The sequence below is a fragment of the Arthrobacter sp. 05L44 genome (assembly GCF_056397605.1).
Genome location: NZ_JBFTNS010000001.1, coordinates 1004089 through 1030388 on the forward strand (window position 1 = coordinate 1004089; position 26300 = coordinate 1030388).

Genomic DNA, 26300 nt, shown 5'->3' on the forward strand with positions numbered 1-26300 from the left:
CCGGCTGCCGGCAAGGGCTAGGTGTCAGGGGATGAGCCGGTCGGCCCTCAGCCGGTCAAACAACCCCGTGAAGGAATCCAGGGTCCGGCGGTACCCGGTGAAGCCTGCCAGGCGGCTCTTGCTCATGTCGGCCAGGACCTCGATGTTGCGGCCCAAATCGCCGTCGGTGTGCCACCACGAGGAGACGCGCGCGAGGTCCGTTTCGGCGAGTCCGTGCCGTGCAGCCATGTCCGCCCAGACGGATTCCATGCCCTGCATCTGCACTTCCAATGGCCTGGGTTCGCCCTCAAACCCGACGGCCTCGACGCCGAAGTAGGCGGCCAGACGCGGCCACATCCAGCGCCAGCGGAAGACGTCGCCGTTGACGATGTTGTAGGCCTGGTCCCCCGCGCTGTCCGCCGTCGCCGCCCAGAGCATGTGTTCCGCCAGGAGCCCGCTGTCCGTCATGTCGGTGAGGCTGTTCCACTGCGTCTCTGAACCCGGGAAAATGAACGGCTGGTGCAGTTCCTTGCAGATGGACGCCTGCACCGCCAGCGTGAGCCCCATGTTCATGGCGTTCCCCACCGCGTGTCCGATCACCGTATGGGCGCGGTGAACCGACCAGCTGAAGCCCTGCCGTCCCGCCGCCGCCCACAATTCGTCCTCCTGGGCGTAGTAGAAGTTGGGAACAGGCAGGCGGGGCTCGTCCTCGTGGAAGGGGGTGTCCGGCATCTCGCCCGCCGCGTACGCCTCAAAAGGGCCAAGGTAGTGCTTCAGCCCGGTCATCAGGGCCACGTGTTCCACGGGGCTGTCGCGCAGGGCATTGAGCAGGTTCCCCAGCAGCGCGGCGTTGACCTCAATGTTTTCCCGTTCCGTGCTCTGCCGCGACCATGCCGTAAAGAACACGTGCGTCGGTTTTTCGCCGGCGAGCGCCGCCGCGAGGCTCGCCGGCGAGGTGAGGTCCGCGCTGACGGACCGGACACCCGGCCGCGATACCCCGCCGCGGGTCAGCGCCAGGACGTCCCATCCCGTCTCGGCGAGGAGGGTGACGAGGGCGGAGCCGGCGATGCCGCTGGCTCCCACCACCAGTGCGGTGCGTCCGTGGGCCGGGGCTGAGCTGTTGTGCACTGAATTCCTTCTGTTCGCGGGAGGGGCCTCTCTCCACCCTAGGCCGTGCGGCCCGACGTCGTCCCCGGCCCCCGCCCGAGGCGTCCCACCCCCTACGCCGGGTAGATCGACACCGCGGCGGCCTTGACCACGAAGTACACGGACACCCCGGGGGCCAGGCCAAGGTCCGCGGACGCGGCCGGCGTGACATCCGCGGACAGCTCCCCGGCCCGGACCCGGATCTGGTCGCCGTGCTGCTCCAGGTCGGTCACCGTCACCCGGAAGCTGTTGCGCGGGCTGCCGTGCGCCTCGCTGAGGAAGACAGAGACGGCCGACGGCGGGAAGGCGGCCACTCCGCTTTGGCCCAGGACGGGCGGGTCCTCGTGCCGGCCGGCGAGTTCCTGTCCCCCGGCGGTCAGGATTCCGCCCGGGGTGAGCGTCCCTGCCACGAGGTTCAGCCCGGCCAGCCCGGCGGCAAAGCGGCTGCGTGGCCGCTGGAGGACGTCACGGGTGGGGCCGTCCTCGGTGATCCGTCCTTCTTCCAGCACGATCACGCGGTCGGCCAGCATGTAGGCGTCCAGGACATCATGGGTGACGATGATGGCGCGGCGCCCGGCCAGCACCCGCTTCAGCAGACGCCGCAGCAGCGGGGCAGCGTGAACATCCAAGGCGGCCATCGGCTCGTCCAGCAGGAGCAGGTCGGGGTCGGCAGCCAGTGCCCGGGCCACCGCCACGCGCTGGGCCTGGCCGCCGGACAGCTCCCCCGGCCGCCGTCCGGCTAGCTCCGAGGCCTCGACCTCCGCCAGCCAGTGCCGGGCGGTTTCGCGGGCCCGGGCGCGGCCGGCACCGGCGCTGCGGGGACCGAACGCCACGTTGTCGAGCGCGCTCAGATGTGGAAACAGCAAGGGTTCCTGGGCCAGCAGCGCCGTGCCGCGCCGATGCGGAGCGGTCCAGGCGCGCGGAGCGGTCCAGGCGCGCGGAGCGGTTCCGGCGTGCGGAGCGGTCCAGGCATGCGGGCCTCCGCCGAGGTCAAAGAGCACACGCCCGTCGAGCTTGGCCCGGCCGGCGTCGGGGCGGAGCAGGCCGGCGACGACCGAGAGCAGGGTGGATTTCCCCGCACCGTTCGGTCCCAGCACCGCCACCGTCTCGGCCGGCCCCAGGCTCAGGGAGACGTCGAATCCGCGTGCCGCCACGGCGGCGTCGAGTGTAAAGGTCATGCCCGCCCCCAACCGTCAGGCGACGGCCGCCGGTAACTGAGCCCGACGACGATGACCGCCACCGCGACGAGAAGCAGCGACAGGGCGACGGCGGCGTCGGCGTCGGTCTCGCGCTGGAGGTAGATCTCCAGCGGGAGCGTCCGGGTGACGCCCTGCAGGCTGCCGGCGAAGGTCAGGGTCGCGCCGAATTCGCCGAGGCTGCGGGCGAAAGAGAGGACCGCGCCGGAGGCCAGCCCGGGAAGCACCAGCGGAAGGGTGACGCGCCGCAGCACCGTGGTGGGTCCGGCGCCGAGGGTGGCCGCGACCGCCTCGTACCGGCTTCCGGCGGAGCGCAGGGCACCCTCGAGGCTGACCACCAGGAACGGCAGGGCCACGAAGGTCTGCGCCAGCACCACCGCCGTCGTCGAAAACGCGATCTGGATGCCCGCCACCTCAAGGCTCCGGCCCAGCAGGCCCTGCCGGCCAAAGGTGTACAGCAGGGCGATGCCGCCCACAACCGGGGGCAGCACCAAGGGCAGCAGCACAAAGGAGCGGAGCAGCCGCTGGCCCCGGAAGTCCTCGCGGGCCAGCACCAGGGCCAGCGGAATGCCGAGCAGCACACAGAGCACGGTGCTCGCCGCGGCGGTGCGGAGGCTGAGCCCCAGGGCGGTCAGCGAGGCGTCCGAGGTGAGCAGCGGGACGAAGTTGGGCCAGTCCACCCTGGCCACCATCGCGGCTAGCGGCAGCAGGACAAACAGCGCCCCGACGGCGGCGACGGCCAGCACCCAGCGCGGGATGCCGCTGTAGCCGTGCCGTGTCACGGTTTGCCGAACCCCGCGTCGGCCAGCACCTGCCGGCCCTGCGTCCCGGTGACCAGCGCAATGAACGCGGCCGCGAGGTCCTTGCCTTTACTGGTTTTCACGCCGGCGATCGGATACCGGTTGACTGCGGAGGCCGACTCGGGGAACGGGATGCCGGTGACCTTGGTCCCTGCGGCCCGGACGTCGGTGACATAGACGAGCCCGGCGTCGGCCTCGCCGGAGGTGACCTTGCCCAGCACGTCGGTCACGGACGATTCCTCGCTCACCGGCGTCAGCCGCACCCCGGACTTACCCTCGATCGACTTTGCGGCGGCCCCACAGGGGACCTGCGCGGCGCACATCACCACCTTGACCCCGGGCCGGGCGAGGTCGGCGAAGGATCCGATTTTCGCGGGGTTTGACGGCGGCACGGCAATCTCCAGGACGTTGCTCGCGAAGTTCGCGGGGGTACCGTCCACCAGGCCTGCGCCGGCGACCTTGTTCATGTTTTTCACATCCGCCGAGGCGAATACATCGGCGGGCGCACCCTGGTCCAGCTGGGTGGCGAGGTCAGCGGATCCGGCGAAGCTCAGGGCCACTTTGGTCCCGGGGTGGCTGGCCTCGAAGTCCTTGGCCAGCGCGGTGAACGGTGCTTTGAGCGAGGCCGCCGCGAAGACCGTGAGGGTGTTGGCCGCCTGTCCCCCGCCGACCGCACCACTTCCGCCGGCCGGGGCGGCGCAGGCCGCGGCACCGGCGGCCAGGATTCCGGCCAGCACGAGCGAAGCCACTTTCAGGTGCAGTCTCATGCCAGGGCCTTCCCGTGCGGGCTTTCGATGATCACCGTGGTGGCTTTGACGACGGCGGTGGCCACGGATCCGAGTTCCAGGCCAAGGTCGCGGACCGCCTCGCTGCTCATCAGCGAGACCACCCGGAACGGCCCGCACTGCAGTTCCACCTGCGCCATCACCGTGTCCGTGGTGATGGCCGTGACCAGCCCGACGAAGCGGTTCCGGGCCGAACTCCCGGTCCGGGCCGGGTCCTCGGGCAGTTTGGACTGTTCCCGCGCGAGAGTGGCGAGCTCCAAACCGTCGACGGCGAGCCGGCCCGCCTCATCCTTCAGCGGCGTCAGGCTTCCGCTTTCGGTCCAGCGCCGGACGGTATCGTCGCTGACGCCCAGGAACCGGGCCGCTTCGGAAACGCGAAAAGTAGGCATGGGTTCACTCTAACCCGCATTTGCGGACAAATTGCCCCAATAGTGCCCGCATCATCGGAAGTCGACGACAGCCGGGGCAGAACCTGCTGCCGCGGCGGCAAACGGCCGGCTGTAGCCCTGCCCCGGCCATCCGCCGTACGATTCGGGGGTGGGGGGAGCCGCGGTCGGCTAGGGAGCACTGCCATGAAATGGGTCAGGCCAGAGAGCCCGGACTATGACGAAACTCGAAAACTCTTCAACGCGATGATCGACCGGCGCCCGGCCGTCATCGCCCAGTGCGCGGACCCTGCCGACGTGGCCGACGCGCTGTCCTACGCCCGGGACAACAACCTCGACGTCGCGGTCCGCGCCGGCGGCCACTCCGTGGCCGGGATGTCCACCAACGATGACGGGCTGGTGGTGGACGTCCGCCCGATGAAATCCATCAGCGTGGACCGGGAGAACCGCACGGTCACAGTCGGGGCCGGGGTGAACTGGGGCGAATTCGACCGCGCCACCCAGGAACACGGCCTGGCCAGCACCGGCGGCCGCGCCTCCACGACCGGGGTGGCCGGGTTTACGCTCGGCGGCGGTTCGGGGTGGCTGGAGCGCTCGTTCGGTTTCGCCTGCGACAACCTGCTCTCGGTGGATCTCGTGACGGCGGCCGGCGACCGCGTGACGGCCAGCGCGGATCAGAATCCTGAGCTGTTCTGGGCACTGCACGGCGGCGGCGGGAACTTCGGCGTCGCCACCGGCTTCACCTTCCGGCTGCACCCACTGGGGCCCACAGTGCAGGCCGGTCTTATGCTCTGGCCGGGGGCGGCCTCCGCGGACCTCGCACGAGCGTACCGGAACCTCTCGCTGGCCGCTCCGGACGCCGTCGGCAGCGCGCTGGTGTTCCTCACGGCTCCGCCGGAGCCCTTTGTCCCCGCGGACATGGTGGGCAAACAGGCCGCGGGACTCGCCTACCTGTACGCCGGCGATCCGGCGGACGGTGCCGAGCACGCGGCTCCGTTCCGCGAACTGGGACCGGCCGTGGACCTGGTGGGCGACATGAACTACGCCAACTTCCAGTCGATGATCGATGACCCGCCCAACCTCTACAACTACTGGAGCGCCGACTACCACGACGAGCTTCCGGACGACGCGCTGGACGTGATCGTGGACTCCGCCCGGCACCTTCCCGGACCCCACTCCCAGCAGCTGGTGGCCCGCTGGGGCGGCGCAGTCGCGGGGCCGGCGGCCGCCAAGACGCCGCTGCAGAACCGAGGCGCCAAGTGGGTCACGCACCCGTTCGGCATCGAGGAAACCCCCGCGGGCGGCCAGGAGGCCAAAGCATGGGTGAAGAGGTTCCGCGAGGACATCGCGCCCTACGCAAACGGCGGCGTCTGGCTGAACTTTGTGGGCGACGAGGGCCGGGACCGGGTCAGGGCGGCCTTCGGTGAGGAAAATTATGACCGGCTGGCGCGGGTGAAGCGGGACTTCGATCCCGGCAACGTCTTCCGCGGAAACCAGAACATCCTGCCGGCGTCCTCGTAGACTGCCTGCATGGCCGTCTACCTCGATCCGCCGCTCTGGCCCGCCCATGGAACCTATTTCTCACACCTTGTCTCGGACACCTCCCTCGCGGAGCTGCACGCCTTCGCGCGGGCCGCGGAGATCCCGGAGCGGGCGTTCGACGGCGACCACTACGACGTCGCCGAAGCCCGCTACGATGCCCTGGTCGCGGCGGGCGCCATCCCCGTGGAGGGCCGCGTCCTGGTCCGGAAACTGATCGCGAGCGGGCTCCGGATCCCGGCGCGCAGGCGCAGCGGTTCGCTGAAACTTCCGCTCCTGACCCGCTGGAACGAGGTCCTTCCGGGCAAGGACGCGTTGTTCCTGGACCTCCTGGACCGCTGGGGCGAGGAGCACCGGAAGTACCACGGCCGCACGCACCTGCTGGCCGTCCTGGAGGCCCTGGACCGGCTGAGCGCACCGGCGCAGCCGCCCCGGACCGTGCTGCTCGCGGCCTGGTTCCACGACGCCGTGTACCGCGGCATCGCCGGTGAGGACGAGGAGGAGTCGGCCCGGCTCGCTGAGGAGCGGCTGGAACGTGCCGGCCTCCCGGCGGACGAGGTGGACGAGGTGGCACGGCTGGTGCGGATGACGGCGGACCACCGGCCGGACCCCGACGACGGCCCCGCCGCCCTGCTCAGCGACGCGGACCTTTCCGTCCTCGGCGGGGACTCCGCCGCCTACGCACGGTACCTGGCGGCCGTCCGCGAAGACTTCGCGCACATCGGCGACGCCGACTTTGCTGCCGGGCGCGCCGCCGTCGTACGCCACCTGCTGGAGTCGGACCCGCTTTTCCACACCGACCGCGGCCGCGAGCTGTGGGAGGACACCGCCCGGCGGAACCTGCAGGGCGAACTGGCCTGACCCCTTGCCTATCCGGCCGTCCGGCGGAGGTGCTCGGCGAGGCGGTCGAAGGACTCCCGCCAGCCGGTGCCGTTGTTGTCGCGGTTTTCGGCTGTGTCGAAGGGGCCCTGGGTGAAGGTCATGCGGGTGCCGCCGTCGATCTCCTCCAGCCTGAACGCCACCTCCGTCTCGAAGCCCCGGGTGCCGTCGGATTTGTCCCAGGCGTGGGTGAAGACAAACAGGGTGGGCGGTTCGATGTCCGTGTGGATGCCGCTCCACCAGTACTCCTGCCCGGTGGCGTCCTGGATCATGCAGGCCCGGTAGAGGCCACCGATTTCAAGGTCGGCGTCGATGCTTTCCCGGGGCGTGTGGAAGCCGCGCGGACCCCACCAGGCGGGGGCCTGGTCCGGATCGGTCAGGGCGGCCCAGACCGTAGCTACCGGCAACTGGAACTCGCGGGTGATGACCAGCATCAGTTCACTATCGCTGGTCACGGCCTCCGGGATTGTTGACTCCGTCATGGCGGTTCCCTCGGCTTCCTGATTGTTCTCCGGCTTGTTCTCCGGCCCGGTAGTCCCTAGCGGTAGGTGCTCACGAAGGGCCTGTTTGTTGGCACAATCTGCTTGCCCAGCGGCATCAGGGAGACCGGGATGAGCTTGAGGTTGGCGATCGCCAACGGGATGCCGATGATGGTGACGGCCATCGCGAAGGCCGTCACGACGTGGCCGATGGCGATCCAGATGCCGGCCACCAACAGCCAAATGACGTTGCCGAACAGCGTGAACAAGCCGTTTCCGCCCGGCCGGTCCACCACCATCCGGCCGAAAGGCCACAGGGTGTAGGACGCGATGCGGAAGGAGGCGAGCCCCCACGGGATGGTGACGATCAGCAGGCAGCAGACGACGCCCGCAATAAAGTACCCGACGGCCAGCCAGAGGCCGCCGAAAACCAGCCAGATGATGTTGAGCAGTGTCTTCATGGCTTCATTCTCCCCCGCGGGCGCCGGTTCCGGACCAGGGGTTCGCCCTGATCAACCCCTGATCCGGACCGTTGCTTAGGCGTCGGCCTGTTTGACCAGCGCCGCTTCGACGTTGATCTTGACCTTGTCGCTGACCAGCAGGCCGCCCGCCTCGAGGGCGGCGTTCCAGGTCAGGCCGAATTCTTTGCGGCTGATATCGGTTTCGGCGCTGAATCCGGCGCGGGTTGCACCGAACGGGTCCACCACGACGCCGGTGAACTCCACTTCCAGGTCCACGGGTTTGGTGACGCCGCGGATGGTGAGGTCGCCGGTGAGCACGTAGTCACCGCCGTCGCCCCTGGCGGACGTTGCGCGGAAGGTCATCTCGGGGAAGTTCTCGACGTCGAAGAAGTCCGGGCCGCGCACATGGCCGTCCCGGTTGGCGTCGCCGGAATCGAAGCTCGCCGTCTTGACGGTGGCGTGCAGGCTGGCGTCGGCCAGGGACTCCCGGACGCGTGCCTCTGCACTGGCTTCGTTGAAGCGGCCCCGGACCTTGCTGATTCCGGCATGCCGAACGCTGAATCCGATCTCGCTGTGCGACATGTCGAGCGTCCAGACGCCGGGGGTCAATCCTTCGGGCAGGGTCATAACCGGTTCTCCTTCACGTAGGTGACGAGCGGGGCCGCCGGGGTTCGGAGGCCCTACCAAGCATGCTAACGAGGAAGCCCGCACGGCGGTAGGTGCGTCCGGCCGGCGGTCCGCCGACCAGCGGGCGTGGAGTCCTGCCGCGGGTTAGTGCCCCTTGGCCGCCTGCACAAAGGCCCGGATTTTCGCGGGGTCCTTGACCCCGCGGGATAGCTCGACGCCGGAGGAGACGTCCACACCCCAGGCGCCGGCCGCGGTGGCCGCCGCTGCCACATTCTCCGGATCCAGGCCGCCGGCCAGCAGCCACTGACGTCCTTCCAGCCCCAGGGCACGGACCGACGCGTAGTCCCAGGCTTCGCCGGAGCCGGGCACCGCGGCGTCGATCAGCAACAGCTCTTCACCCCAGTCCGCGAAGGACTCCGGGGCCGCGGACATGGTGACGGCGCGGATGATCTTCAGGCCGGCGTCGTGCACCTCGTGTACGTCCGCCGGAGTGCGGGGGCCGTGGAGCTGCACCCACTCCAGCCCCGCCGCACGGGCCAGGGCCACGGCCTCCGCCACGGTCTCGTGCCGGAAAACGCCCACGGCGGGCACCCCCTCCGGCACCTCGGCGAGCAGGTCCCGGACCACAGCCGGGGCCACCTCGCGGGGACTGCGGGTCAGCACAAAACCGATCGCGTCGGCCCCGGCACCCACCGCAGTCCGTACCGACTCGATGGTGCTCAGGCCGCACACTTTGACGAACATTCCGGCTCACTCCTCAGCGTTTGTCCTACCTTGACGGTAGCAAGCCCGGGGCGGTCGCCGCGCCGGGCTGCGGCTAGGCTGGGTCGATGCAGATCATCCGCTACGCCGAGCTCAAACCCGTCCCTTGGCGCAACGGCGGCGGGGTGACCCGCGAACTCGCCAGGCACCCGGAGGCAGCGGGCCGGGGCGCAGCGGCCGGTGATGGCTGGGACTGGCGCGTCAGCATCGCGGAGGTCACCCGCGCCGGGGCCTTCTCGCAGTACTCCGGGATGGAACGGGTGTTGACGGTGGTCGAGGGCGAACTGCTGCTGCTCACCGTGGACGGCGCCGAGCATCCGCTGGAGAAATACCGGCCGTTCCGGTTCTCCGGCGACGCCGAGGCCGCCGGGGAACTGCCCACGGGCGACCTTCGCGACCTGAATGTCATCACCCGCCACGGTGCCTTCAAGGGCTACACCTCCATCATCGAGCTCTCCAAGAAGCGGGCCCATCCGGTCTTCGAAGGCCAGTTCGGCATCTTCCTGCAAGGCCAGGCCACCGTGAGCGCGGGGACTCGGGACGCTGGTCCCGACGCAGGCTCAGCTCCTGAGCCCGTGACGCTGGAACGGTACGACGCCGTCGTCGGTTCGGACACCGCTCCCCCGGAGATCCTGGGCCGGGGCTTCCTCGCCGTCGTGTCGATCGATCCGGCCACGGACTAGCGGGCCCACCCCCTCCCCTCCCATCGCCAGAAGCGGCGGCCGAACACCGGCTCGCCCCTCCCGTAAGGCGTTGCTAGGCTGGCAGCAAGGCCCCTTCTGGCGGCCTCCGGACGACGGTTCAGTACCCGGCACGCGACAAGACTGGCCACAGGAGCTGTTATGTCGTGGTTAATCCTTGTTTTCTCGGGCGCCCTGGAAGCCGTGTGGGCCGCCGCCCTCCACCGGTTGTCGCAGGCCACCGGCCGCCGCCGGATTGCTCCGGCCGCGGTGTTCCTCATCTCGGTCGTTGCCAGCACCGGCGGCCTGGCCGTCGCCATGCAATCCATCCCGACCGGTACCGCCTATGCCGTCTGGGTGGGCGCCGGCGTCGTCCTGACCGCCGTGTACGCGATGATCACCAAAGCCGAACCTGCAACACGCGGCCGGATCCTGCTGCTTGGCGGCATCGCGGCGTGCGTGGTTGGCCTGAAGGTGGTGGCGTAATGGCAGCGGCACGCCCGGCAACCCCGGCGTGGCTGGTCCTGCTGGCCTCCGCAGTGCTCGAGGCGGTCTGGGCCACGGCGCTCGGCGAATCCGACGGCTTCACCCGGCTGCTGCCCACCCTTATCTTCGCCGTGGCCGCGGCCCTGAGCATGGTGGGCTTGGGCATGGCCGTGAAACGCATCCCGCTGGGCACCGCCTACGCCGTCTGGGTGGGGATCGGCGCGGCCCTGACCGTGGGCTGGGCCATGGCCGCCGGCGTCGAACCCGCCAGCCCGCTGAAGCTGCTCTTCATCGCGGGAATTGTGGCCTGCGCGGCCGGACTGAAACTGCTGCCCGGGACGAAAGAGGCGGCTGAACCGGCGTCGGGGCCCTAGCAACCGCCGCTCCCCCGCGGAATCTCCCCACGGTTGGGGCAGTACGACGGCGTGTCCCGGCGGCGCGCCGTCGTACTGCCCGCGCAACAGTCAAAGGTGGGGAGATCCCTCCGGCGGACGTCCGGAATACTCCCGCGCCGGGTGAGGTTCTTGGCTGGGACGGCACTTCCGGCAGCGAACAGGAGACCCAAGATGACGGCAGCATCAGTCCAGCTCGGCGACGGCCTCAGCGTCAGTCCCCTGGGGTTCGGCGGCATGGCCCTGACCCCCGTATATGGCGAGGTAGATCCGGCCGAGGCGCTGGCCACCCTGCACCACGCGGTGGACGCGGGCGTGAGCTTCATCGACACAGCTGATATCTATGGCGGCGGCAGCAATGAGGAGCTGATCGCCCAGCTCCTCAAGGAGCGCCGGGGTGAGGTCCAGCTGGCCACCAAGTTCGCCCTCGTGGGGACGCCGTCCACCGGGTACTCGGACATCCGGGGCGACGCCGCCTACGTCCGGCAGGCCGTGGACCGCAGCCTGGCGCGCCTCGGCACTGACACCATCGACCTGTACTACATGCACCGCCGTGACGTCCGCGTTCCGATTGTGGAAACCGTGGAGGCCATGGCAGGGCTGGTGCAGGCCGGAAAGGTGAAGCACCTTGGGCTGTCCGAGGTGACGGCCGAGGAACTGCGCGAGGCCAACAGCGTCCACCCGATCGCCGCCGTCCAGAGCGAGTGGTCCATCTGGAGCCGCGATGTGGAACGCAACGTGGTTCCGGCGGCGGCCGAACTCGGCGTGGGGTTTGTGCCGTACTCGCCGCTGGGCCGGGGCTTCCTCACCGGCACCGTCGACGCCTCGAAGCTGGGCAGCAACGACTTCCGCCGAAACATTCCGCGCTTCGCCGAAACCGCGCTGGACGCCAACCAGGCTGTGGTGGCCGCGGTCCGGTCCGTCGCGGCCGAGCTCGGCAGCCCCGGACACCCCGCGACGCCGGCCCAGGTGGCGCTGGCGTGGCTGCTTGTGCAGGGCCGCAGGCTCGGGTTGCCCGTGGTCCCGATCCCCGGCACGCGCAAGGCGGACCGGATCGACGAGAACCTGGGCGCCCTGGCTTTGGACCTGAGCCCGGCGCAACTGGAGAGGCTCGACGCCGCGGCGGACGCCGTCGTCGGATCCCGGGCCGCAGACCCGAGCTGGGTCTCCCAGGGCCGCGAATAGACAGTCCTAGACTGAAGCCCATGGACTCGCTTATTCACTCGTTACGTGACATCACCATCCGACGGATTTCCGTCAGCGAGATGGACAACAACGTGTACCTGCTGACCGCGAAGGCCTCCGGCGCGCAGCTCCTGATCGACGCGGCGGATGACCTGGCCGCCATCCAGGGGCTGCTTGCCGACGCCGCCGCGGACACGGCCGCGACGCCGAAGCTGGCGCTGATCGCCACCACCCACCAGCACTGGGACCATGTCCGTGCGCTGCCGGGCCTCGCGGCGGCCACCGGCGCGAAGACGGCGGCCGGCACCGACGACGCCCCCGAACTGCCGGTGACGGTGGATGTGCTGCTGGACCACGGCGACGTCGGCAACTTCGACGGTTTCGACGTCACCGCGGTGCACCTGCGGGGCCACACCCCGGGGTCCGTGGCGTTGGTGTACCAGGATCCGGAAGGGCCGGCCCACATCTTCTCCGGCGACTCGTTGTTCCCGGGCGGTGTGGGCAACACGCAGCAGGATCCCAAACGGTTTGCCCAGCTGATCCGGGACGTCAGCGAGCGGCTGTTCGAGGTGTATCCGGACGACACCGTGGTGCATCCCGGCCACGGCAAGCCCACCACCCTGGGTGCGGAGCGCCCGCACCTGGAGGAGTGGCGCGCCCGCGGCTGGTAGGGCCCGAACCTCATCGAGTGCTCCCCACCGGCCCCCTCGCCTCGCAAGCTCGGCTTGCGAGGTTAGGGAGCGGTTGGGGATTAGCGGCTGCGGCGTTCGTTCGACGCCGGGGCCGACGCGCGGCGGGGACCGCCGCTGCGTGCCGGACGGCCTTCGCCGGAGCGGCCGTTGCCGCCGCCTGCGTAGGATCCGCCGGAGGTGCCGCCGGTGTTGGAGGACCACACTGCTGCGGAACCGCCGGACTTGGCGCCTGCCGCGGCACGCTGGCCGGTGGCCGGGCGTCCGTTGCGCTGGCCGCCGGAGGTGGTGCCGGTGCGGCCGGAGCCACTGCGGGGAGCAGAGCCGCCACGGCCTGCGGAAGCTCCACGGCCCGCCGAAGCCCCGCGGGCGTCGCGGCCCTCGGAAACACGGGCGTCCGCACCACGGCCGGCTGAGGCGCGGCCGCCGGCGGCGGGAACATCGTTGTGGTGTGCGTAGGCAGTGGTGCGGCCACGGCCCCGGGCGTTGCGGCGCTCGGCGCGCTCGGCGTCGGCCCGGTCCTGGTTCTTTTCGGCAACACGCTCGGCGGCGTTGCGGGCAGCGGCCTGGCCTTCGTAAGCCACGGCGCGTCGCTCAGCGCGGGGAAGATCGGTGCGGGGCGCCTCGGCGGAGACCCGGCCCCGGCCACCGCGTCCGCCGCGGCCGCCGGCGGTGGGTGCAGCCTGGCGGCGGGCGCGCTTGCGCTCGGCGTTGGCACCGGTGGAGGTGCCGCCGCCCTGCTGCTTGGCTTTCGTGGCCAGAAGCGCGGCGCGGGTGCGCGGATCGATCTTGTCGGCCATTTCGCCCACCAGTTCGGCGACCAGCGGGGAGTTGGCGGTGACGCGCTCGAAGTTGACCTCCACGCCGGCAGCCTTCATCAGCTTCTTGACGTCGGACTGCTGCTCCGGCAGGGTCAGCGTGACCACGGTGCCGTCGGAACCGGCGCGGGCGGTGCGGCCCGAGCGGTGCAGGTACGCCTTGTGCTCGGTGGGCGGATCCACGTGGATGACCAGTTCGACGTCGTCGACGTGGACACCGCGGGCGGCGACGTCGGTGGCCACCAGGACGCGGACGTCGCCGGAGGAGAACTCGGCGAGGTTGCGGTCACGGGCGTTCTGCGACAGGTTGCCGTGCAGGTCGACGGCGGGGATGCCGGCGTCGGTCAGGGTCTTGGCAAGCTTGCGGGCGTGGTGCTTGGTGCGCATGAAAAGCACCCGGCGGCCGGCGCCGGAGGCGAGCTCAACAATCAGCTGCTTCTTGACCGTCTGGTCGTTGACCACCAGGACGTGGTGCTCCATGGTGGTGACCGCGGCCTGCGGGTCGTCCACGGAGTGGGTCAGCGGGTTGGACAGGTAGCGCTGGACGATCTTGTCCACGCCGTTGTCCAGGGTGGCGGAGAACAGCAGGCGCTGGCCCTGGCTGGGGGTCATGTCCATCAGCTTCTTGACCACCGGGAGGAAGCCGAGGTCGGCCATGTGGTCGGCCTCGTCCAGGACGGTGATCTCGACGGCTTCGAGGGTCAGGATGCGCTGGCGGATCAGGTCCTCGAGGCGGCCGGGGCAGGCGATGACAATGTCGACGCCGGCGCGGAGGGCCTTCTCCTGGCGTGCCTGGGAGATTCCGCCGTAGATCACGGTGGTGGTCAGGCCCATGGCCTTGGCCATCGGCTCGATCGTGGCGTTGATCTGGGTGGCCAGTTCACGGGTGGGTGCAAGGACCAGGCCCATGGGGCGGCCGGGCTTGCGGAAGTGCGCCGCTTCCCGCTCCGCGAGACGTGCGACGAGCGGGATAGCGAAAGCAATGGTCTTACCGGAGCCGGTGCGGCCGCGGCCCAGGACGTCGCGTCCGGCCAGGGTGTCCGGGAGGGTCTTGACCTGGATGGGGAACGGGGTTTCGATCCCCTGGGCGGTGAGGGTGTCGGCAAGGGCCTTGGGCGTGCCGAGGGCAGCAAAAGTAGTCATATGTTTCAAAGGTCTTTCAGGCGGTATCCGTACGGATATCGGCCCCCGGTGCCGGTTGGCCCAGGGGTTCGCCGAAGAAAAGTCAGGTGGTCAACCGGGCTGCTCGCAGGCTTCCGCAGGCGGCCGGGACCAAATAGAACGCGTTCATCGACGCAGGATGTGCCTCTCACATGAATAAAGCCCACCGCCTGCGGCCGGAGTCCCGGAGGAATCCTGCAGGGGATCCGGCCGGCGAATTGGAACTGGCCAACCGAATCCAAAGTGGGCATCACTGCACATCAAGTCCGACCAGTCTATCATCTGCGGGCCAGCTCCCGTTTCCGGGCACCCCCGCAGGGCGCCTAGACCGGGCCGGTGGCGGCGACGCGGGGCGCCACCACCACGCCGACGACGCCGATCACGGCGGTGAGCGCGAAGACCCCGGCGAACGGCGCGGCGCCGTGGCCCGCCGCCGTCGTAAACGCCGCAAAGACAATCCCCGTGGCAGCCAGCGCCAGGGCGCCGCCAAGGGAATCGGAGATGGACATCGCGGAGCTGTTGAAGCCCTCGGTGTCCTTGGTGGACAGGGCCAGGGTCATCACGCTGAGGCGCGGGTACATCAGCCCCATCCCGCCGCCGGCGAAGATCCAGCCCGTGATCGCAACCGCCGGCGGCCAGCCCAGCAGGGTGGTTGCCAGCGCGAGCACGACGGCACCCAGCACCAGCGCCGATCCGATCCTGATCGCACGGCGGTGCTGCAGCCGTGCGCCGAGCCGGCCCTGGATGGCGGAGGCCCCGGCCCAGGCGAGGGCTCCGCCGGTGAGGGTCAGGCCGGCGAAGGTGGGCGAGAACTGGTAGCGGTCCACGAGGAGGTACGGCAGGTAGACCTCGGCGCCGAAAAAGGCGGCCGAGGCGAGCCCGCGGGCGAGGATGACCGCGGGCAGCCCGCGGCGGGCCGTCAGCGTCCCCCGGGGAACCAGGGGGCGGACGGCCACGAGGGCAACAGCCACGGCGACGGCGGCCAGGGCCCAACCGCCGGCCGGGAGCTCGACGGACAGGTTCAGGCCCAGCACCGCAAGGGCGGCGAGCGCGGCCCAGGCCAGACGCCTGTAGTCCCACGGCTTGCGGGGCGCGGCGGCCGGCTCGGCGGCGGCGTCGCCGTCGGCGGCCAGCCCGCGCACCGCCGGGACAACCATCAGCAGGGCGGGAACCACGAGGCCGACGACGCCGAGGAAGACCCAGTGCCAGCTCAGTAGCTGCGCCACGAGCCCGGCCGCGAACGGGCCCACGAGCGAGGGTATGACCCAGGCCGCGGCGAAGGCGGCGAAGATCTTGGGGTGCAGGACGGGCGGGTAGACGCGGGCCACCACCACGTACAGGGCCACGGTCATGGCGCCGCCGCCCAGCCCCTGGACCAGCCGGCCGGCGAGGAGCGCGGCCATAGTCCCGGCCAATCCGGCGATCAGCAGGCCCAGCACGAACAACGCCACGGACGCGTACAGCGGGCCCACCGGGCCACACCGGTCCGACCAGTTGCCGGCGGCCACCATCCCGATCACCCCGGTGGCCAGCGGGCCCGCGAAGGCCAGGGCGTAGAGGCTGGCGCCGTCGAGCTCGCGGCTGACCAGCGGCATGATGGTGGTGACCGCCAGGGACTCGAAGGCCGCCAGGAAGACGAGGGCCAGGGCACCCAGCGTCACCAGCAGGTAGCTGCGGTGGAAGATGCCGGCAGCCTCGGTCGCTGGGTCAGCGCGCGGCACGGGCGGGTCAGTTCGGGACACGTGCCACAGCCTACAAGAGCGGCGCCCTGGCGACGCGGGCGCCGGGACGGCTCAAGCCCGGGCGCCTTGGCACCGGCCCCGCGGACCTAGCCCACGCCGTCGAGCCCCTGGGACGGAACCACCACGGCGCCGCTGGCGCGCGAATCCGGGGCCAGCATCCAGCCCACCCGCTTGACGGTGCTGAGCATGATGACACTTTCCACCAGCTCGATCCCGGGGACCTTCTGCTGCAGCGCGAGCTCGATGCCCATCACGTCCGCCAGGGACTGCAGCCACATGATGATCACGAAGTTCGTCGGGCCCGTGGTGGACGCACTCAACCGCACGTTCCGCATGGTCTTGAGCTCGGCGGCCGCGGCGTCGTGCCGGCCGGCCGGGACGTTGACGAACCACTGGCAGGTCACGGGGAAGGCGGAGAGCTTCTGGGCCACCTCGCAGCGGAAGGACAGGATCCCGCTGGCCAGCACCCGGTTGAGCTGCCGCTGCACCGTGGCGGGGTGACGCCCCAGCCCGCGGGCGATGTCCGCGGCGGTGGCCCGGCCGTCGCGGGCCAGGTACGGCAGCAGCGCCAGGTGGCTGGCGGGCAGCTCGTCCCGGGCCGCGGACGGGGCAATCCCGGTGGCCGCCGGTCCGGCCAGGGCGCGCACGGCGGCCTGCTGCGCCCTGCTCAGCACATTGAGCCGCCACGAGCCGCCGCTGGCGTGCAGCCGCGTGCACAGGGCGGTCTGGTACTTGAGCAGGCCGTCAATTTCCTTCAGCCGCGAGATCACCTTCGAACTGAAGTCGTCCAGCGAGGGCGTGATGACGGTCAGCATCAGGTCCCGGTGGCTGGCGGCCTCCTCCACGGTCACGATTTCCGGCATGCCGGCGAGCTCGGCGGTGACCTCCGCGCGCCGGTGCATTTCGCAGTCCACGGCGACGAACGCCAGGCACATCTGGTGCGGGTCGCCGATCAGGTGCGCGGTGATCCAGGAGACGCCCGCGGCCTGCAGCCGTTCCCACCGCGCGGCGAGCGTGGTGGCGTGGACCCCCAGCACCTCCGCCGCGTCCGCCCAGCTCAGGCGCGGCGCGATCTGCAGGACGTTGATCAGCGCAAGGTCGTCCTCGCTCAGTTCCATCAGTCTCCCTCTGGTGGTGCACGAAATCTGCAGGACGACTCATTTTTTGCATTTTTTCAGGGCTTTCCGCCTCTGTGAGTCAGGTCACTTCAGAATAGACGAAAGCCTACGCCGGGCCGAACCCGGCAGGACAGACCACAGAGGAGAACTTGTGCCGATCACCGCAGACGCCCGGGAAATGCAGGCGGACCTCGCCCGCTTCCGCCACGAACTGCACCGCGAACCGGAGATCGGCCTGACGCTTCCCCGGACCCAGGAGAAGGTCCTGCAGGCCCTCGACGGGCTCGGGTACGAGATCACGCTCGGCCGGGATACGACGTCGGTCACCGCGGTCCTGCGCGGAGAGGCTGCCGGCGCCGATACCCGACCGGCCGTGCTGCTGCGTGCGGACATGGACGGGCTGCCGGTCCAGGAAAAGACGGGCGTGGACTACACCTCGCGGATCGACGGGGCCATGCACGCCTGCGGCCACGATCTGCACACCGCCATGCTCACCGGGGCGGCGACCCTGCTGTCCGAACGCCGGCACCGGCTTGCCGGCGACGTCGTCCTGATGTTCCAGCCCGGGGAGGAAGGGTTCGACGGGGCCAGCTACATGATCCGCGAAGGCGTCCTGGACGCCCCGGGCCGGCGTGTGGATGCGGCTTACGGAATGCATGTCTTTTCCGCCCTCGAACCGCACGGCATGTTCTGCACCAAGCCCGGCGTGATGCTGAGCGCCTCCGACGGCCTGACGGTCACGGTCCTCGGCGCCGGCGGCCACGGTTCGGCCCCGCACTCGGCCAAGGACCCCGTCACCGCTGCCGCCGAAATGGTCACCGCGCTGCAGGTGATGGTCACGCGCCAGTTCAACATGTTCGACCCCGTCGTCCTGTCCGTCGGGGTGCTCCAGGCCGGCACCAAACGCAACATCATCCCGGAGACCGCCCGCATCGAGGCGACCATCCGGACCTTCTCCGAAGAATCCCGGCAGAAGATGATGGACACCGTGCCGCGCCTGCTCAAAGGCATCGCGGCGGCCCACGGGCTCGACGTCGACGTCGACTACCAGCAGGAATACCCGCTCACCATCACCGACGAGGACGAGACACGCACCGCGGAGAACGTCATAGAGAACCTGTTCGGCGATTCCCGGGTCGCCCGCTGGGCCACCCCGCTCAGCGGCTCCGAGGACTTCTCGCGGGTCCTCGCCGAGGTCCCCGGCACGTTCATCGGCCTCAGCGCTGTTCCCCGGGACGCGGACCACAAGTCCACGGCGTTCAACCACTCCCCCTACGCCACGTTCGACGACGGCGTGCTGGCCGACGGCGCCGCCCTCTACGCGGAGCTCGCCGTTTCCCGGCTGGACGCGCTTGCCGCCGCAGCTCCTTCCGGCCCGGGCAGCAGCGCCGCCGCTCCGGCCCTTTCCTAGCCCACCCCTCAACGGAGAAACCCCATGACTGCAACGACGTCCCTGCCCACGGCACCCCGGACCTCCACCCGCAAGACACTCATCGGCACCGGCATCGGCAACGCCGTCGAATGGTACGACTGGGCGATTTACGCCACGTTCACGCCGTTCATCGCCAGCCAGCTCTTCAGCAAGGCCGATCCGGCGTCGGCCGTCCTGTCCACCCTGGCGATTTTCGCCGTCGGCTTCGTCGCCCGCCCCTTCGGCGGCTTCCTGTTCGGCTGGATCGGTGACCGGATCGGCCGCAAGGCGTCCATGACCCTGGCCGTTGGCCTCGCGTCGGTGGGCAGCCTGATGATCGGCATCGCCCCGACGTTCGCGGCGGTGGGAGCCTGGGCCTCGTTGATGCTCCTCGTGGCACGCCTGGTGCAGGGCCTGGCGCACGGCGGCGAGCTGCCGTCGTCGCAGACCTACCTCTCGGAGATGGCGCCCCGGGAGCACCGAGGTTTCTGGGCCACCCTGATCTACACCTCCGGCACGGTGGGCATCCTGTTCGGGACCCTGCTCGGCGCCGTCCTGAACATGGCCCTGAGCACGGAGATGATGAACGCGTGGGGCTGGCGCATTCCGTTCCTGATCGGTGCCGCCATGGGCCTGTACGCCCTGATCATGCGGTCCCGGCTGCACGAAACGGACGTCTTCGCAGGCGAGGCCTCGGCCGAGAAGCGGGCGCCGATCTGGCCGCAGATTGTCCGGCACCGCAAGCAGGCCATGCAGGTAATTGGGCTGACGGTGGGCCTCACGGTGATCTACTACATCTGGGGCGTCGTCGCCCCCAGCTACGCCACCACCGCTTTGAAGATCGACCGCGGCGAAGCCCTGTGGGCCGGCGTGATCGGGAACATCGTCTTCATCGCCGCACTCCCGTTCTGGGGCAAGCTGTCCGACCGCATCGGCCGCAAAAAAGTGCTGTGGTCCGGGGCGATCGGCGCAGGCATCATGCACTTCCCGATGACGGCGCTGCTGAAGGATTCCGCCTGGCAGCTGGCCGTCAGCATGTCCGTCATGCTGATCTTCATCGCCGCGAGCGCCGCAATCGTCCCGGCCGTCTACGCCGAGCTGTTCCCCACCAGCATCCGCACCGTGGGCGTCGGGGTGCCCTACTCCATCTGCGTGGCACTGTTCGGCGGCACGGCACCGTACCTCCAGCAGTGGCTGGGCACCACCGTGCAGATGCCGCAGCTGTTCAACGTCTACGCGGTGATCCTGCTGGTCATTTCCGCCCTCTGCGTCTTCACCATCCCGGAGACGAAGGCCAAGGACCTCACCGCCTGAACCCTGGTTGCGCTATCACTTTTGGCTGTTCTGGACGCCCCGGAACAACCACAAGTGATAGCGCATCGGGGTATGCGGGTTAGTCAGCCGACGTAACGGTTCCGGCCGGCCCGGTAACCGAACACGCCGGCCAGGGATCCGACCACCAGGAAGAGGACACCCGCCGCGGCGAAAGATCCGGTCGCCTGGTGCAGCTGGCCCACCAGCAGCGTGCCGACGGACCCGACGCCGTAGCCCACGCCCTGCATCATCCCGGACAGATGCGCGGCGGTATGGCCGTCCCGGGTGCGGAGCATAATCATGGTCAGGGCCGCCGCCGTCAGGCTGCCCTGGCCCAGGCCCAGCAGCCCGGTCCACACCCAGACCAGGTCCAGGGGTCCGAAGATGCTCAGGGCGAACCCGCCGCCGGTCATCAGCGCCACCACCGTGTTAATGGCGCGCTGGTCCCGGAGCCGGGCGGCGAGCGCGGGCGCAAACAGGGAGCCCAGCATCTGCAACACGATCGAGCCGGACACGATGAGCCCCGCGGTGCCGCCGTCGACGCCGCGCTCACGCAGGATGGGCGCCAGCCAGGCGAAGACGCTGAAGGACATCATGGCCTGAAGCACCATAAAGCCGGTCACCTGCCAGGCGACGGCCGAGCGCCAGACGTTGACGCCGCCGGCGGCGGCCTGGTGCCGTCCGTGCCGCTGGCTGAGGGCAAGGGGCAGGAACAGCAGGAGAACGACGCCGGCGGGCAGCGCCCAGAACCACAGCGCCGCCGTCCACTGGCCGGTTGCGCTGAACACCGGGTACGTGAAACCTGCGCCGAGCGCCGCGGACGCGCAGATCGCCGTGGTGTACAGGCCGCCCATCAGTCCCAGCCGGTGCGGGAAGTCGCGTTTCACCAGGCCGGGCAGCAGGACATTGCAGAGCGAAATCGCCGCGCCGCAGGCCGCCGTACCGAGCAGGAGGGCGGGCAGGTGGCCGGCGCCGGGCGCGTCCAGCGGCCGCAGCAGCAGACCCGCGGTCAGCACGGCCATCGCCCCTAGGAGCACCCGTTCGGCCCCGAACCGTCTGGCCAGCACGGGCGCGAGCGGGGCGAAGAGGCCCAGCAGCGTCACCGGTGCGGTGGTCAGTGCCACGACCGCCCAGCCCGGCAGGCCGGCGTCGACCCTCACCTCGGGGAGCACCGCCGCGAAACTGGAAAACACAGTGCGGAGGTTCAACCCGATCAGCACCAGGCACACCCCCAGATAGGCGAGTGACCGGCGGCTGCCCAGCACGGTGGGCTCCGCGGCGGGTACATCGTCGATCTCCGCGTCCACCAGGGTGTCCGCCTGCAGCGGCTGGCGGGCACGCGGGCCGGGCGCGTTCTTCGGTGCTGTCACGGTCCCATTCTGGCAGGCGGAGCGCGCAGCGCCGAAAGGATCCCCGTATTCTGGACGTGATGAGTGAAACCCCAGAATCCCCCGAAACGCCCGAGGGCCCCCGCCCGGTGACACCCGGCAGCCAGGCCTCTTTCGGCACCTACGGCGGCCGGCCGGTCAGCTTCGTGCGCCGCGGCACCCGGCTCCAGGGGCGCCGGCAGGCGGCCTGGGAGGAACACTCGGACCGGTGGGCGGTCGACGTGCCGCGGCACATCGCCAACACCTCCGTCCACCCCGACTACGTGTTCGACGCCGAGGCGGAGTTTGGCCGGAAGGCCCCGCTGATCGTGGAAATCGGCTCGGGCCTGGGCGACGCCGTCTGCCACGCCGCCGAGGAAAACCCGGACAAGGACTTCCTGGCCGTGGAGGTCTACACCCCCGGCCTGGCCAACACCCTCATCAAGATCAACAGCCGCGGGCTGACCAACGTCCGTGTGGTCGAAGCGAACGCCCCCGAGGTCCTCGCCACCATGCTGCCGCAGGGCTCCGTCACCGAACTCTGGGTGTTCTTCCCTGACCCGTGGCACAAGTCCCGGCACCACAAGCGCCGCCTCATCCAGCCGGCCTTCGCCGACCTCGCCGCCCGGGCGCTGCAACCCGGCGGCATCTGGCGGATCGCCACCGACTGGTCCAACTACGCTGTCCACGTCCGCGAGGTCCTGGCCAACTCGGTGGACTTCGAGAACCTCCATGAAGGCGAGCGCAGCGGCGATGACAGCCCGCTGACCCAGGTCTGGGAGTCCGGCGTCGAATCCGTGGTGGGCGGCGCCCCGGTCAAGGAAGGCCGGGCCCCGGTCAGCACCGAGCACACCGGGCCCAATGAGGGTGTGGACGGGACCGGGGGCTGGGCGCCCCGGTTCGACGGACGGATCCTGACAAGCTTCGAGGGCAAGGCCCACGAGGCCGGCCGGATGATCTTCGACCTCTGCTACCGGCGCCGCTGAGACCAGCCGACGGCCGGGCCGGCCGAGGCCAGGGCACACCCGGACAACAGCTGCTTCCAAGGTGCTGTTCCGCGGCGGATTCCCGTGGCACGATTACCGGATACGCACGGCGGACGAGGGCGCGCCGGCGAGAGCACAGCCAGAAAACGCGAGGGACCGACCATCAAAGAAGAACTTAAAGGCGCCGCGGACGTCGCCGAGGAAGTCACCAACTCCAAGCCGCTGGAATACGCGGCACGGGCAGGCTTCGCCGTCTCCGGCATCCTGCATTTCCTGATCGGACTTGTCGCGATCCGCCTCGCCATGGGCGGGCGGGGGCAGGCCGACGTCAGCGGCGCTGTGGCGGAACTCGCCAGGCAGCCGGGCGGCCCGCTGCTGTTGTGGAGCGCCTTCGTCGCCTGCGTGGCGCTTGCCCTCTGGCAGACCAGCGACGCCATTTTCGACTTCAGCCACCTGCCCACCAAAAAGAAGGTCGGCAAGAAACTCAAGGCCGCCCTGCAGGCCGTGGTCTACGCCGCCTTCGCCATCAGCCTGATCTCGGTGGCCCTGGGCACCCACGCCGACAACCGGCGCTCCACCAGCGACCTGACCGTGCAGCTGATGAAGGCGCCCGGCGGAATCCTGCTGCTCATCGTCATTGGAGCCGCCGTCGCCATCACCGGAGTGGTTTACGCCATCCGCGGTTTCCGGAAGTCGTTCCTCAAATACATCCGGCTGCCATCCAACCAGCAGGCGCGCACCGGGGTGACCGTCGCCGGCATCGCCGGCTACGCCGCCAAGGGTGTGGCACTGCTGCTGACCGGCCTGCTGATTATCATCGCGACAGTGAAGGCCAACCCCGCAGAATCAACCGGGCTCGACGGTGGCCTGAAGGCACTGCGCGACCAGCCGCTGGGCGTGTACATGCTGGCGGCCGTCGGCGCGGGCCTGATTTGCTACGGGATCTTCCTGGCCGTCCGGGCCCGGCTCGGCCGGATGTAGGCCCCCGCGCCCGGACCTACGGGCGCGGAACCGTAATCACTGCGACCGTCTGCTGCCGGCCGTCGCGCATCTCAAGGCTCGCGATGCTGGCCAGCTGCAGCGGGGTGGCCCCGGTGATGCGGACCTTGCCGCTGGGCGTTGCCGTCCACGCGCAGGCCCGGTCCTCACCGCCGTCCCGGCCCTTCACCCAGAGCGAGAGGGTCCCGTCCACCGGCATGCTCCTGCCTTCGACCGCCAGTTCGGTGCCCCACGTCTTCTTGACCAGGCCCACCGTGACCTGCAGGCCGTTGCCGGCCGCGATGGAGTAGCTGGCGTCCGGCTTGGGCTGCGGCGTGAGGAGTGGTCCGGCCAGGAACCCGAGCGCCAGGCACACTGCAGCCGCGGCCGCCACCGCCGCGGACCAGAGGACGCGTGCTTTCCTCCGACGGGCCGCGATCGCGGCGAGGAGTCCCCGGGGTACAGCGTCCGGTACGGTGCCAGCGAGTATCCCGGCCGGGGATGCCGACGCGGGGACGGCCCGGGCCGGCCCGGTGAGGGCGACGGCGTCGGCCACGGGGACCGCGTCCAGCAGCGCCGGAAGGCTGGCGAGTTCATCGAGCTCGCGGCGGCAGTCCCGGCAGCCGGCCAGGTGCTGTTCAAAGTCCGCGGCTTCGGCAGGCGGCAGCCCGCCGAGCAGGTAGGCGCCGAGTAACTGGTGGAGATCGGGCCCGCTCACTGTTGCACCCCCATTTCGTCGAGGATAGTCCGCAGGGCGCGGACAGCGTAGAAGGCGCGGGACTTCACGGTGCCGGCCGGGATGTTCAACTGTTCGGAGGCCTCCTGGACGGTGAAGCGGCGGTAGTGCAGGGCCACCAGGACATCCCGGTGCTCGGAGCTAAGACGCAGCAGGGCCTCCTCCATCAGGACCCTGTTGAGCAGTTCATCGACCCGTTCCACCGCCCCGGCGGGATCCGCCATATCCCGCTCCGCGGCCTCCCGCGGGCGGCGCTGCGCCCGGCGGTAGTTGTCGATCATGATGTTGCGGGCCGTCCGGAAGAGGTAACTGCGCAGGCTGCCGGTGATCTGCGGCGCCTGCTGCCAGACGCGGAGCACCGTTTCCTGCACGACGTCATCCGCCTGCTGCGGGTCGTGGCAGACGCCCAGCACGAACCGCCGCAAGGCGGGCCCGTGGTCACGGTAGATCGCGGCCACGACGTCTTCATCCAGCGGCATGCGACACCTCCGGGCTTAGTGCTGCTGCCCCACTAGGACGTACGTTCCGGCGAAAAAGTTCACAAAGCTTCTTTGAACCATTCTTCACCTGGCGCCGTCGTAACAGCTAGCCGGACTGCGAGATGGCCGGCACCGAGCCAAGGAGCCAATAATGACCAAGCACTTCGGCGCCACCCTGTCCGCCCTCGCACTCGCGGTGGCCGTTTCCGGCTGTGCTGGGGGCAGCGGGACCACGACGACGCCCCCGGCCGCCGCAACGACGCCTGCCACGTCGGCGGCAAGCACGCCGGCATCCACCTCCGCCACCGCAGGGTCCGGCACCCCGGCGTCGGCCGCGGTACTCAAGACCGCCTCCACCAGCGCCGGGAAGGTGGTGGTGGATGCCAAGGGTATGAGCGTCTACTTCTTCACCAAGGACACCAAGGACTCCGGCACCAGCGCCTGCACCGGACAGTGCATCGCCGCGTGGCCGCCGGTGCTCACCGACTCCGCCACCCCGGCGGTGGACGGCGTCTCCGGAAAGATCGGAACCATCGCCACGCCGGACGGCAAGAAGCAGGTCACCATCAACGGGATGCCGGTCTACTACTACGTCAAGGACCGTGCCCCCGGCGACGTCGCGGGCCAGGGCGTCGGCAACGTCTGGTACCTGGTGAACCCTGCCGGCGACATGATCACCGCCGGCGCCACCGGCGGGTACTAGGCCCCGGCAGCCTCCGGGCCGCCGTCGGATTCGTCCTCGAACTCGACGGCGGCCACCACTTCACGGGTCTCGGGGTGGATCATGTAGGCCTCGTCGTCATCCTCGAGCATCAGGAACTCGCCCTGGTCCGTGGTGAAGTGCCAGGCCAGGACCCGTTCGCCGTTGAGGTCGTAGTTCGGGTCGCCCATGGTGATCTTCAGCAGGGTCTGCCCCGCAACCTCGCAGAGTTCCCGGATGATCAGCTCGAATTCCGGCGCGCTGGCGAGCTCTTCCTCGGCCGCCTCCGCCTGGCGCTCGGCGAGGTTCGGGATCCGGGACACCCGCTCGTGGATGTGCCGGTCCAGTTCGTCCGCGTCCAGGACCAGGAGGTCCGGCTGGCTGCGAAGCCACGCGGCGTTGAGGGCCACAATGTCCTCGGTTTCCAGCAGGGGCTCGAATTCGTCGTCGAGCTGTTCCAGGAGCTGGACCCCCTCCGATACCGGCGGCGCACCGGCGTCGGCCTCCAGCAGGGAGTCCCCGTCCAGGTAGGCGTCGGCCTCGTCCTCGGAGAGCGAGTCGTAGGCGGCGGCGCTCCGGTTGAACAGGTCCAGGTGCGCGGTTGCCCCCATCGCCGCCAGCCCCTCACGGACGTAGGTGTCGATCTCTTCGCGTTCCGGCACGGTGAAGACGTACTGGGCGAATCCGCCGCCGAGGATCTGCGTCAGGTAGAAGTCCACGTAGTAGCTGCGCAGGGCGCTGGGGGCGATCTCCTCGGCGTCGAGCAGTTCGGCGTACATTGCGTTGACGACGTCGACGTTCGCATCCACCACGTCCACATTGCCGCCGGAGAGGCTCTCCCGGGTCAGGACCGGGGCGTTGCCGGTGGCGGTCGGGCTCGAGGTCAGGCTGGTGCTCATGGAATTCCTCACGGTGGTGGTGATTGCTGCTCCGGTCCTTTCCACGGTATGTCCCGCCGGTTCCGTACCGGCCCAGCGGGAGGTGAACGTCAGGCGAAGTTTCCGGGCCCCTCCTGGCTG

The 26300-nt window shown here is 69.9% G+C and carries 28 protein-coding genes and 1 riboswitch; of the genes, 12 read left to right on the forward strand and 16 right to left on the reverse strand.

Annotated elements, in window-relative coordinates:
• Positions 1-24 precede the first annotated feature (24 nt).
• The 5 genes from AC1DHY_RS04685 to AC1DHY_RS04705 all read right to left on the reverse strand — a co-directional run bounded on the left by AC1DHY_RS04685 (position 25) and on the right by AC1DHY_RS04705 (position 4295).
• Positions 25-1107 carry an SDR family oxidoreductase gene (locus AC1DHY_RS04685; RefSeq protein ID WP_476903222.1) on the reverse strand — a complete coding sequence of 361 codons (1083 nt, stop codon included), beginning with the start codon at positions 1105-1107 and terminating at the stop codon, positions 25-27.
• A gap of 92 nt (positions 1108-1199) precedes the next feature.
• Complete coding sequence (locus tag AC1DHY_RS04690; protein WP_476880074.1) at positions 1200-2303, reverse strand: sulfate/molybdate ABC transporter ATP-binding protein; 1104 nt, start codon at positions 2301-2303, stop codon at positions 1200-1202.
• Positions 2300-3103 carry an ABC transporter permease gene (locus AC1DHY_RS04695; protein WP_476903223.1) on the reverse strand — a complete coding sequence of 268 codons (804 nt, stop codon included), beginning with the start codon at positions 3101-3103 and terminating at the stop codon, positions 2300-2302. Before AC1DHY_RS04695 ends, AC1DHY_RS04690 begins: the two co-directional genes overlap by 4 nt.
• Positions 3100-3888 carry a molybdate ABC transporter substrate-binding protein gene (gene modA, locus AC1DHY_RS04700; protein ID WP_476903224.1) on the reverse strand — a complete coding sequence of 263 codons (789 nt, stop codon included), beginning with the start codon at positions 3886-3888 and terminating at the stop codon, positions 3100-3102. The genes AC1DHY_RS04695 and modA overlap by 4 nt, the downstream gene beginning before the upstream one ends.
• Entirely contained in the window at positions 3885-4295 is a 411-nt protein-coding gene (locus AC1DHY_RS04705; protein ID WP_476880337.1) for a TOBE domain-containing protein, read from the reverse strand. Before AC1DHY_RS04705 ends, modA begins: the two co-directional genes overlap by 4 nt.
• Positions 4296-4478: 183 nt before the next feature.
• Here AC1DHY_RS04705 and AC1DHY_RS04710 point away from each other — a divergent pair, with 183 nt between their 5' ends.
• Together AC1DHY_RS04710 and AC1DHY_RS04715 are read left to right on the forward strand one after the other, a co-directional pair.
• On the forward strand, positions 4479-5813 hold the full coding sequence (locus AC1DHY_RS04710) for an FAD-binding oxidoreductase (protein ID WP_476880338.1): 1335 nt from the start codon (positions 4479-4481) through the stop codon (positions 5811-5813).
• 9 nt (positions 5814-5822) lie between these two features.
• Positions 5823-6692 (forward strand): DUF4031 domain-containing protein, encoded by an 870-nt coding sequence (locus AC1DHY_RS04715; RefSeq protein WP_476880339.1) that lies wholly within the window; start codon positions 5823-5825, stop codon positions 6690-6692.
• 8 nt (positions 6693-6700) lie between these two features.
• On the opposite strand, the gene AC1DHY_RS04720 is transcribed toward AC1DHY_RS04715, so the two are convergent.
• The 4 genes from AC1DHY_RS04720 to AC1DHY_RS04735 all read right to left on the reverse strand — a co-directional run bounded on the left by AC1DHY_RS04720 (position 6701) and on the right by AC1DHY_RS04735 (position 9021).
• Complete coding sequence (locus AC1DHY_RS04720; protein WP_476880340.1) at positions 6701-7192, reverse strand: SRPBCC family protein; 492 nt, start codon at positions 7190-7192, stop codon at positions 6701-6703.
• Between the two features lie 56 nt (positions 7193-7248).
• Complete coding sequence (locus AC1DHY_RS04725; RefSeq protein WP_476903225.1) at positions 7249-7650, reverse strand: YccF domain-containing protein; 402 nt, start codon at positions 7648-7650, stop codon at positions 7249-7251.
• A 75-nt stretch (positions 7651-7725) separates the two neighbouring features.
• Positions 7726-8277, reverse strand: a complete 552-nt coding sequence (locus AC1DHY_RS04730) for a YceI family protein (RefSeq protein ID WP_476878602.1) — start codon at positions 8275-8277, stop codon at positions 7726-7728.
• Positions 8278-8421: 144 nt separating this feature from the next.
• The gene (locus tag AC1DHY_RS04735; RefSeq protein WP_476903226.1) at positions 8422-9021 is read right to left on the reverse strand and encodes a phosphoribosylanthranilate isomerase; all 600 of its coding nucleotides are present in this window, start codon (positions 9019-9021) and stop codon (positions 8422-8424) included.
• 86 nt (positions 9022-9107) lie between these two features.
• On the opposite strand from AC1DHY_RS04735, the gene AC1DHY_RS04740 reads away from it, so the two are divergent.
• From AC1DHY_RS04740 to AC1DHY_RS04760, 5 genes are all read left to right on the forward strand, one after another.
• On the forward strand, positions 9108-9722 hold the full coding sequence (locus tag AC1DHY_RS04740; RefSeq protein WP_476878600.1) for a HutD/Ves family protein: 615 nt from the start codon (positions 9108-9110) through the stop codon (positions 9720-9722).
• 84 nt (positions 9723-9806) lie between these two features.
• Positions 9807-9872, forward strand: a riboswitch (guanidine-III (ykkC-III) riboswitch).
• A 9-nt stretch (positions 9873-9881) separates the two neighbouring features.
• A complete protein-coding gene (locus AC1DHY_RS04745; protein WP_476878599.1) occupies positions 9882-10205 on the forward strand; it encodes a DMT family transporter in 324 nt (107 codons plus the stop codon).
• A complete protein-coding gene (locus AC1DHY_RS04750) occupies positions 10205-10579 on the forward strand; it encodes a DMT family transporter (RefSeq protein WP_476878598.1) in 375 nt (124 codons plus the stop codon). Before AC1DHY_RS04745 ends, AC1DHY_RS04750 begins: the two co-directional genes overlap by 1 nt.
• A 192-nt stretch (positions 10580-10771) precedes the next feature.
• Positions 10772-11782 (forward strand): aldo/keto reductase, encoded by a 1011-nt coding sequence (locus AC1DHY_RS04755; protein WP_476878597.1) that lies wholly within the window; start codon positions 10772-10774, stop codon positions 11780-11782.
• Between the two features lie 20 nt (positions 11783-11802).
• A complete protein-coding gene (locus AC1DHY_RS04760; protein ID WP_476878596.1) occupies positions 11803-12453 on the forward strand; it encodes an MBL fold metallo-hydrolase in 651 nt (216 codons plus the stop codon).
• A gap of 80 nt (positions 12454-12533) precedes the next feature.
• Here AC1DHY_RS04760 and AC1DHY_RS04765 read toward each other — a convergent pair whose 3' ends face one another.
• The 3 genes from AC1DHY_RS04765 to AC1DHY_RS04775 all read right to left on the reverse strand — a co-directional run bounded on the left by AC1DHY_RS04765 (position 12534) and on the right by AC1DHY_RS04775 (position 17310).
• Positions 12534-14432, reverse strand: coding sequence for a DEAD/DEAH box helicase (locus AC1DHY_RS04765; RefSeq protein WP_476878595.1), 1899 nt, complete (start codon positions 14430-14432; stop codon positions 12534-12536).
• Positions 14433-14773: 341 nt separating this feature from the next.
• The gene (locus tag AC1DHY_RS04770; RefSeq protein WP_476903227.1) at positions 14774-16192 is read right to left on the reverse strand and encodes an MFS transporter; all 1419 of its coding nucleotides are present in this window, start codon (positions 16190-16192) and stop codon (positions 14774-14776) included.
• An 86-nt stretch (positions 16193-16278) separates the two neighbouring features.
• Positions 16279-17310: an Lrp/AsnC family transcriptional regulator gene (locus AC1DHY_RS04775; RefSeq protein ID WP_476878593.1), complete on the reverse strand. Its 1032-nt coding sequence runs from the start codon at positions 17308-17310 to the stop codon at positions 16279-16281.
• Between the two features lie 151 nt (positions 17311-17461).
• Here AC1DHY_RS04775 and AC1DHY_RS04780 point away from each other — a divergent pair, with 151 nt between their 5' ends.
• Together AC1DHY_RS04780 and AC1DHY_RS04785 are read left to right on the forward strand one after the other, a co-directional pair.
• Positions 17462-18721 carry a M20 metallopeptidase family protein gene (locus AC1DHY_RS04780; RefSeq protein ID WP_476878592.1) on the forward strand — a complete coding sequence of 420 codons (1260 nt, stop codon included), beginning with the start codon at positions 17462-17464 and terminating at the stop codon, positions 18719-18721.
• Positions 18722-18745: 24 nt separating this feature from the next.
• Positions 18746-20035, forward strand: a complete 1290-nt coding sequence (locus AC1DHY_RS04785; RefSeq protein ID WP_476878591.1) for an MFS transporter — start codon at positions 18746-18748, stop codon at positions 20033-20035.
• Positions 20036-20118: 83 nt separating this feature from the next.
• Here the strand turns inward: AC1DHY_RS04785 and AC1DHY_RS04790 are convergent, their stop codons facing one another.
• A complete protein-coding gene (locus tag AC1DHY_RS04790) occupies positions 20119-21360 on the reverse strand; it encodes an MFS transporter (RefSeq protein ID WP_476878604.1) in 1242 nt (413 codons plus the stop codon).
• A gap of 104 nt (positions 21361-21464) precedes the next feature.
• Between AC1DHY_RS04790 and trmB the strand changes: the two genes are divergently transcribed.
• Both trmB and AC1DHY_RS04800 read left to right on the forward strand, forming a co-directional pair.
• Positions 21465-22388 (forward strand): tRNA (guanosine(46)-N7)-methyltransferase TrmB, encoded by a 924-nt coding sequence (trmB, locus tag AC1DHY_RS04795; RefSeq protein WP_476878590.1) that lies wholly within the window; start codon positions 21465-21467, stop codon positions 22386-22388.
• Positions 22389-22550: 162 nt separating this feature from the next.
• Positions 22551-23369, forward strand: coding sequence for a DUF1206 domain-containing protein (locus AC1DHY_RS04800; protein WP_476878603.1), 819 nt, complete (start codon positions 22551-22553; stop codon positions 23367-23369).
• Between the two features lie 16 nt (positions 23370-23385).
• Here AC1DHY_RS04800 and AC1DHY_RS04805 read toward each other — a convergent pair whose 3' ends face one another.
• A complete protein-coding gene (locus AC1DHY_RS04805) occupies positions 23386-24084 on the reverse strand; it encodes an anti-sigma factor family protein (protein ID WP_476878589.1) in 699 nt (232 codons plus the stop codon).
• The gene (locus AC1DHY_RS04810; protein WP_476878588.1) at positions 24081-24581 is read right to left on the reverse strand and encodes a sigma-70 family RNA polymerase sigma factor; all 501 of its coding nucleotides are present in this window, start codon (positions 24579-24581) and stop codon (positions 24081-24083) included. Before AC1DHY_RS04810 ends, AC1DHY_RS04805 begins: the two co-directional genes overlap by 4 nt.
• Before the next feature lie 151 nt (positions 24582-24732).
• Here AC1DHY_RS04810 and AC1DHY_RS04815 point away from each other — a divergent pair, with 151 nt between their 5' ends.
• Positions 24733-25284 (forward strand): COG4315 family predicted lipoprotein, encoded by a 552-nt coding sequence (locus AC1DHY_RS04815; RefSeq protein ID WP_476903228.1) that lies wholly within the window; start codon positions 24733-24735, stop codon positions 25282-25284.
• Here AC1DHY_RS04815 and AC1DHY_RS04820 read toward each other — a convergent pair.
• Positions 25281-26180, reverse strand: coding sequence for a DMP19 family protein (locus tag AC1DHY_RS04820; protein WP_476878586.1), 900 nt, complete (start codon positions 26178-26180; stop codon positions 25281-25283). The two genes, AC1DHY_RS04815 and AC1DHY_RS04820, sit on opposite strands and share 4 nt — an antisense overlap.
• Between the last annotated feature and the right edge of the window lie 120 nt (positions 26181-26300).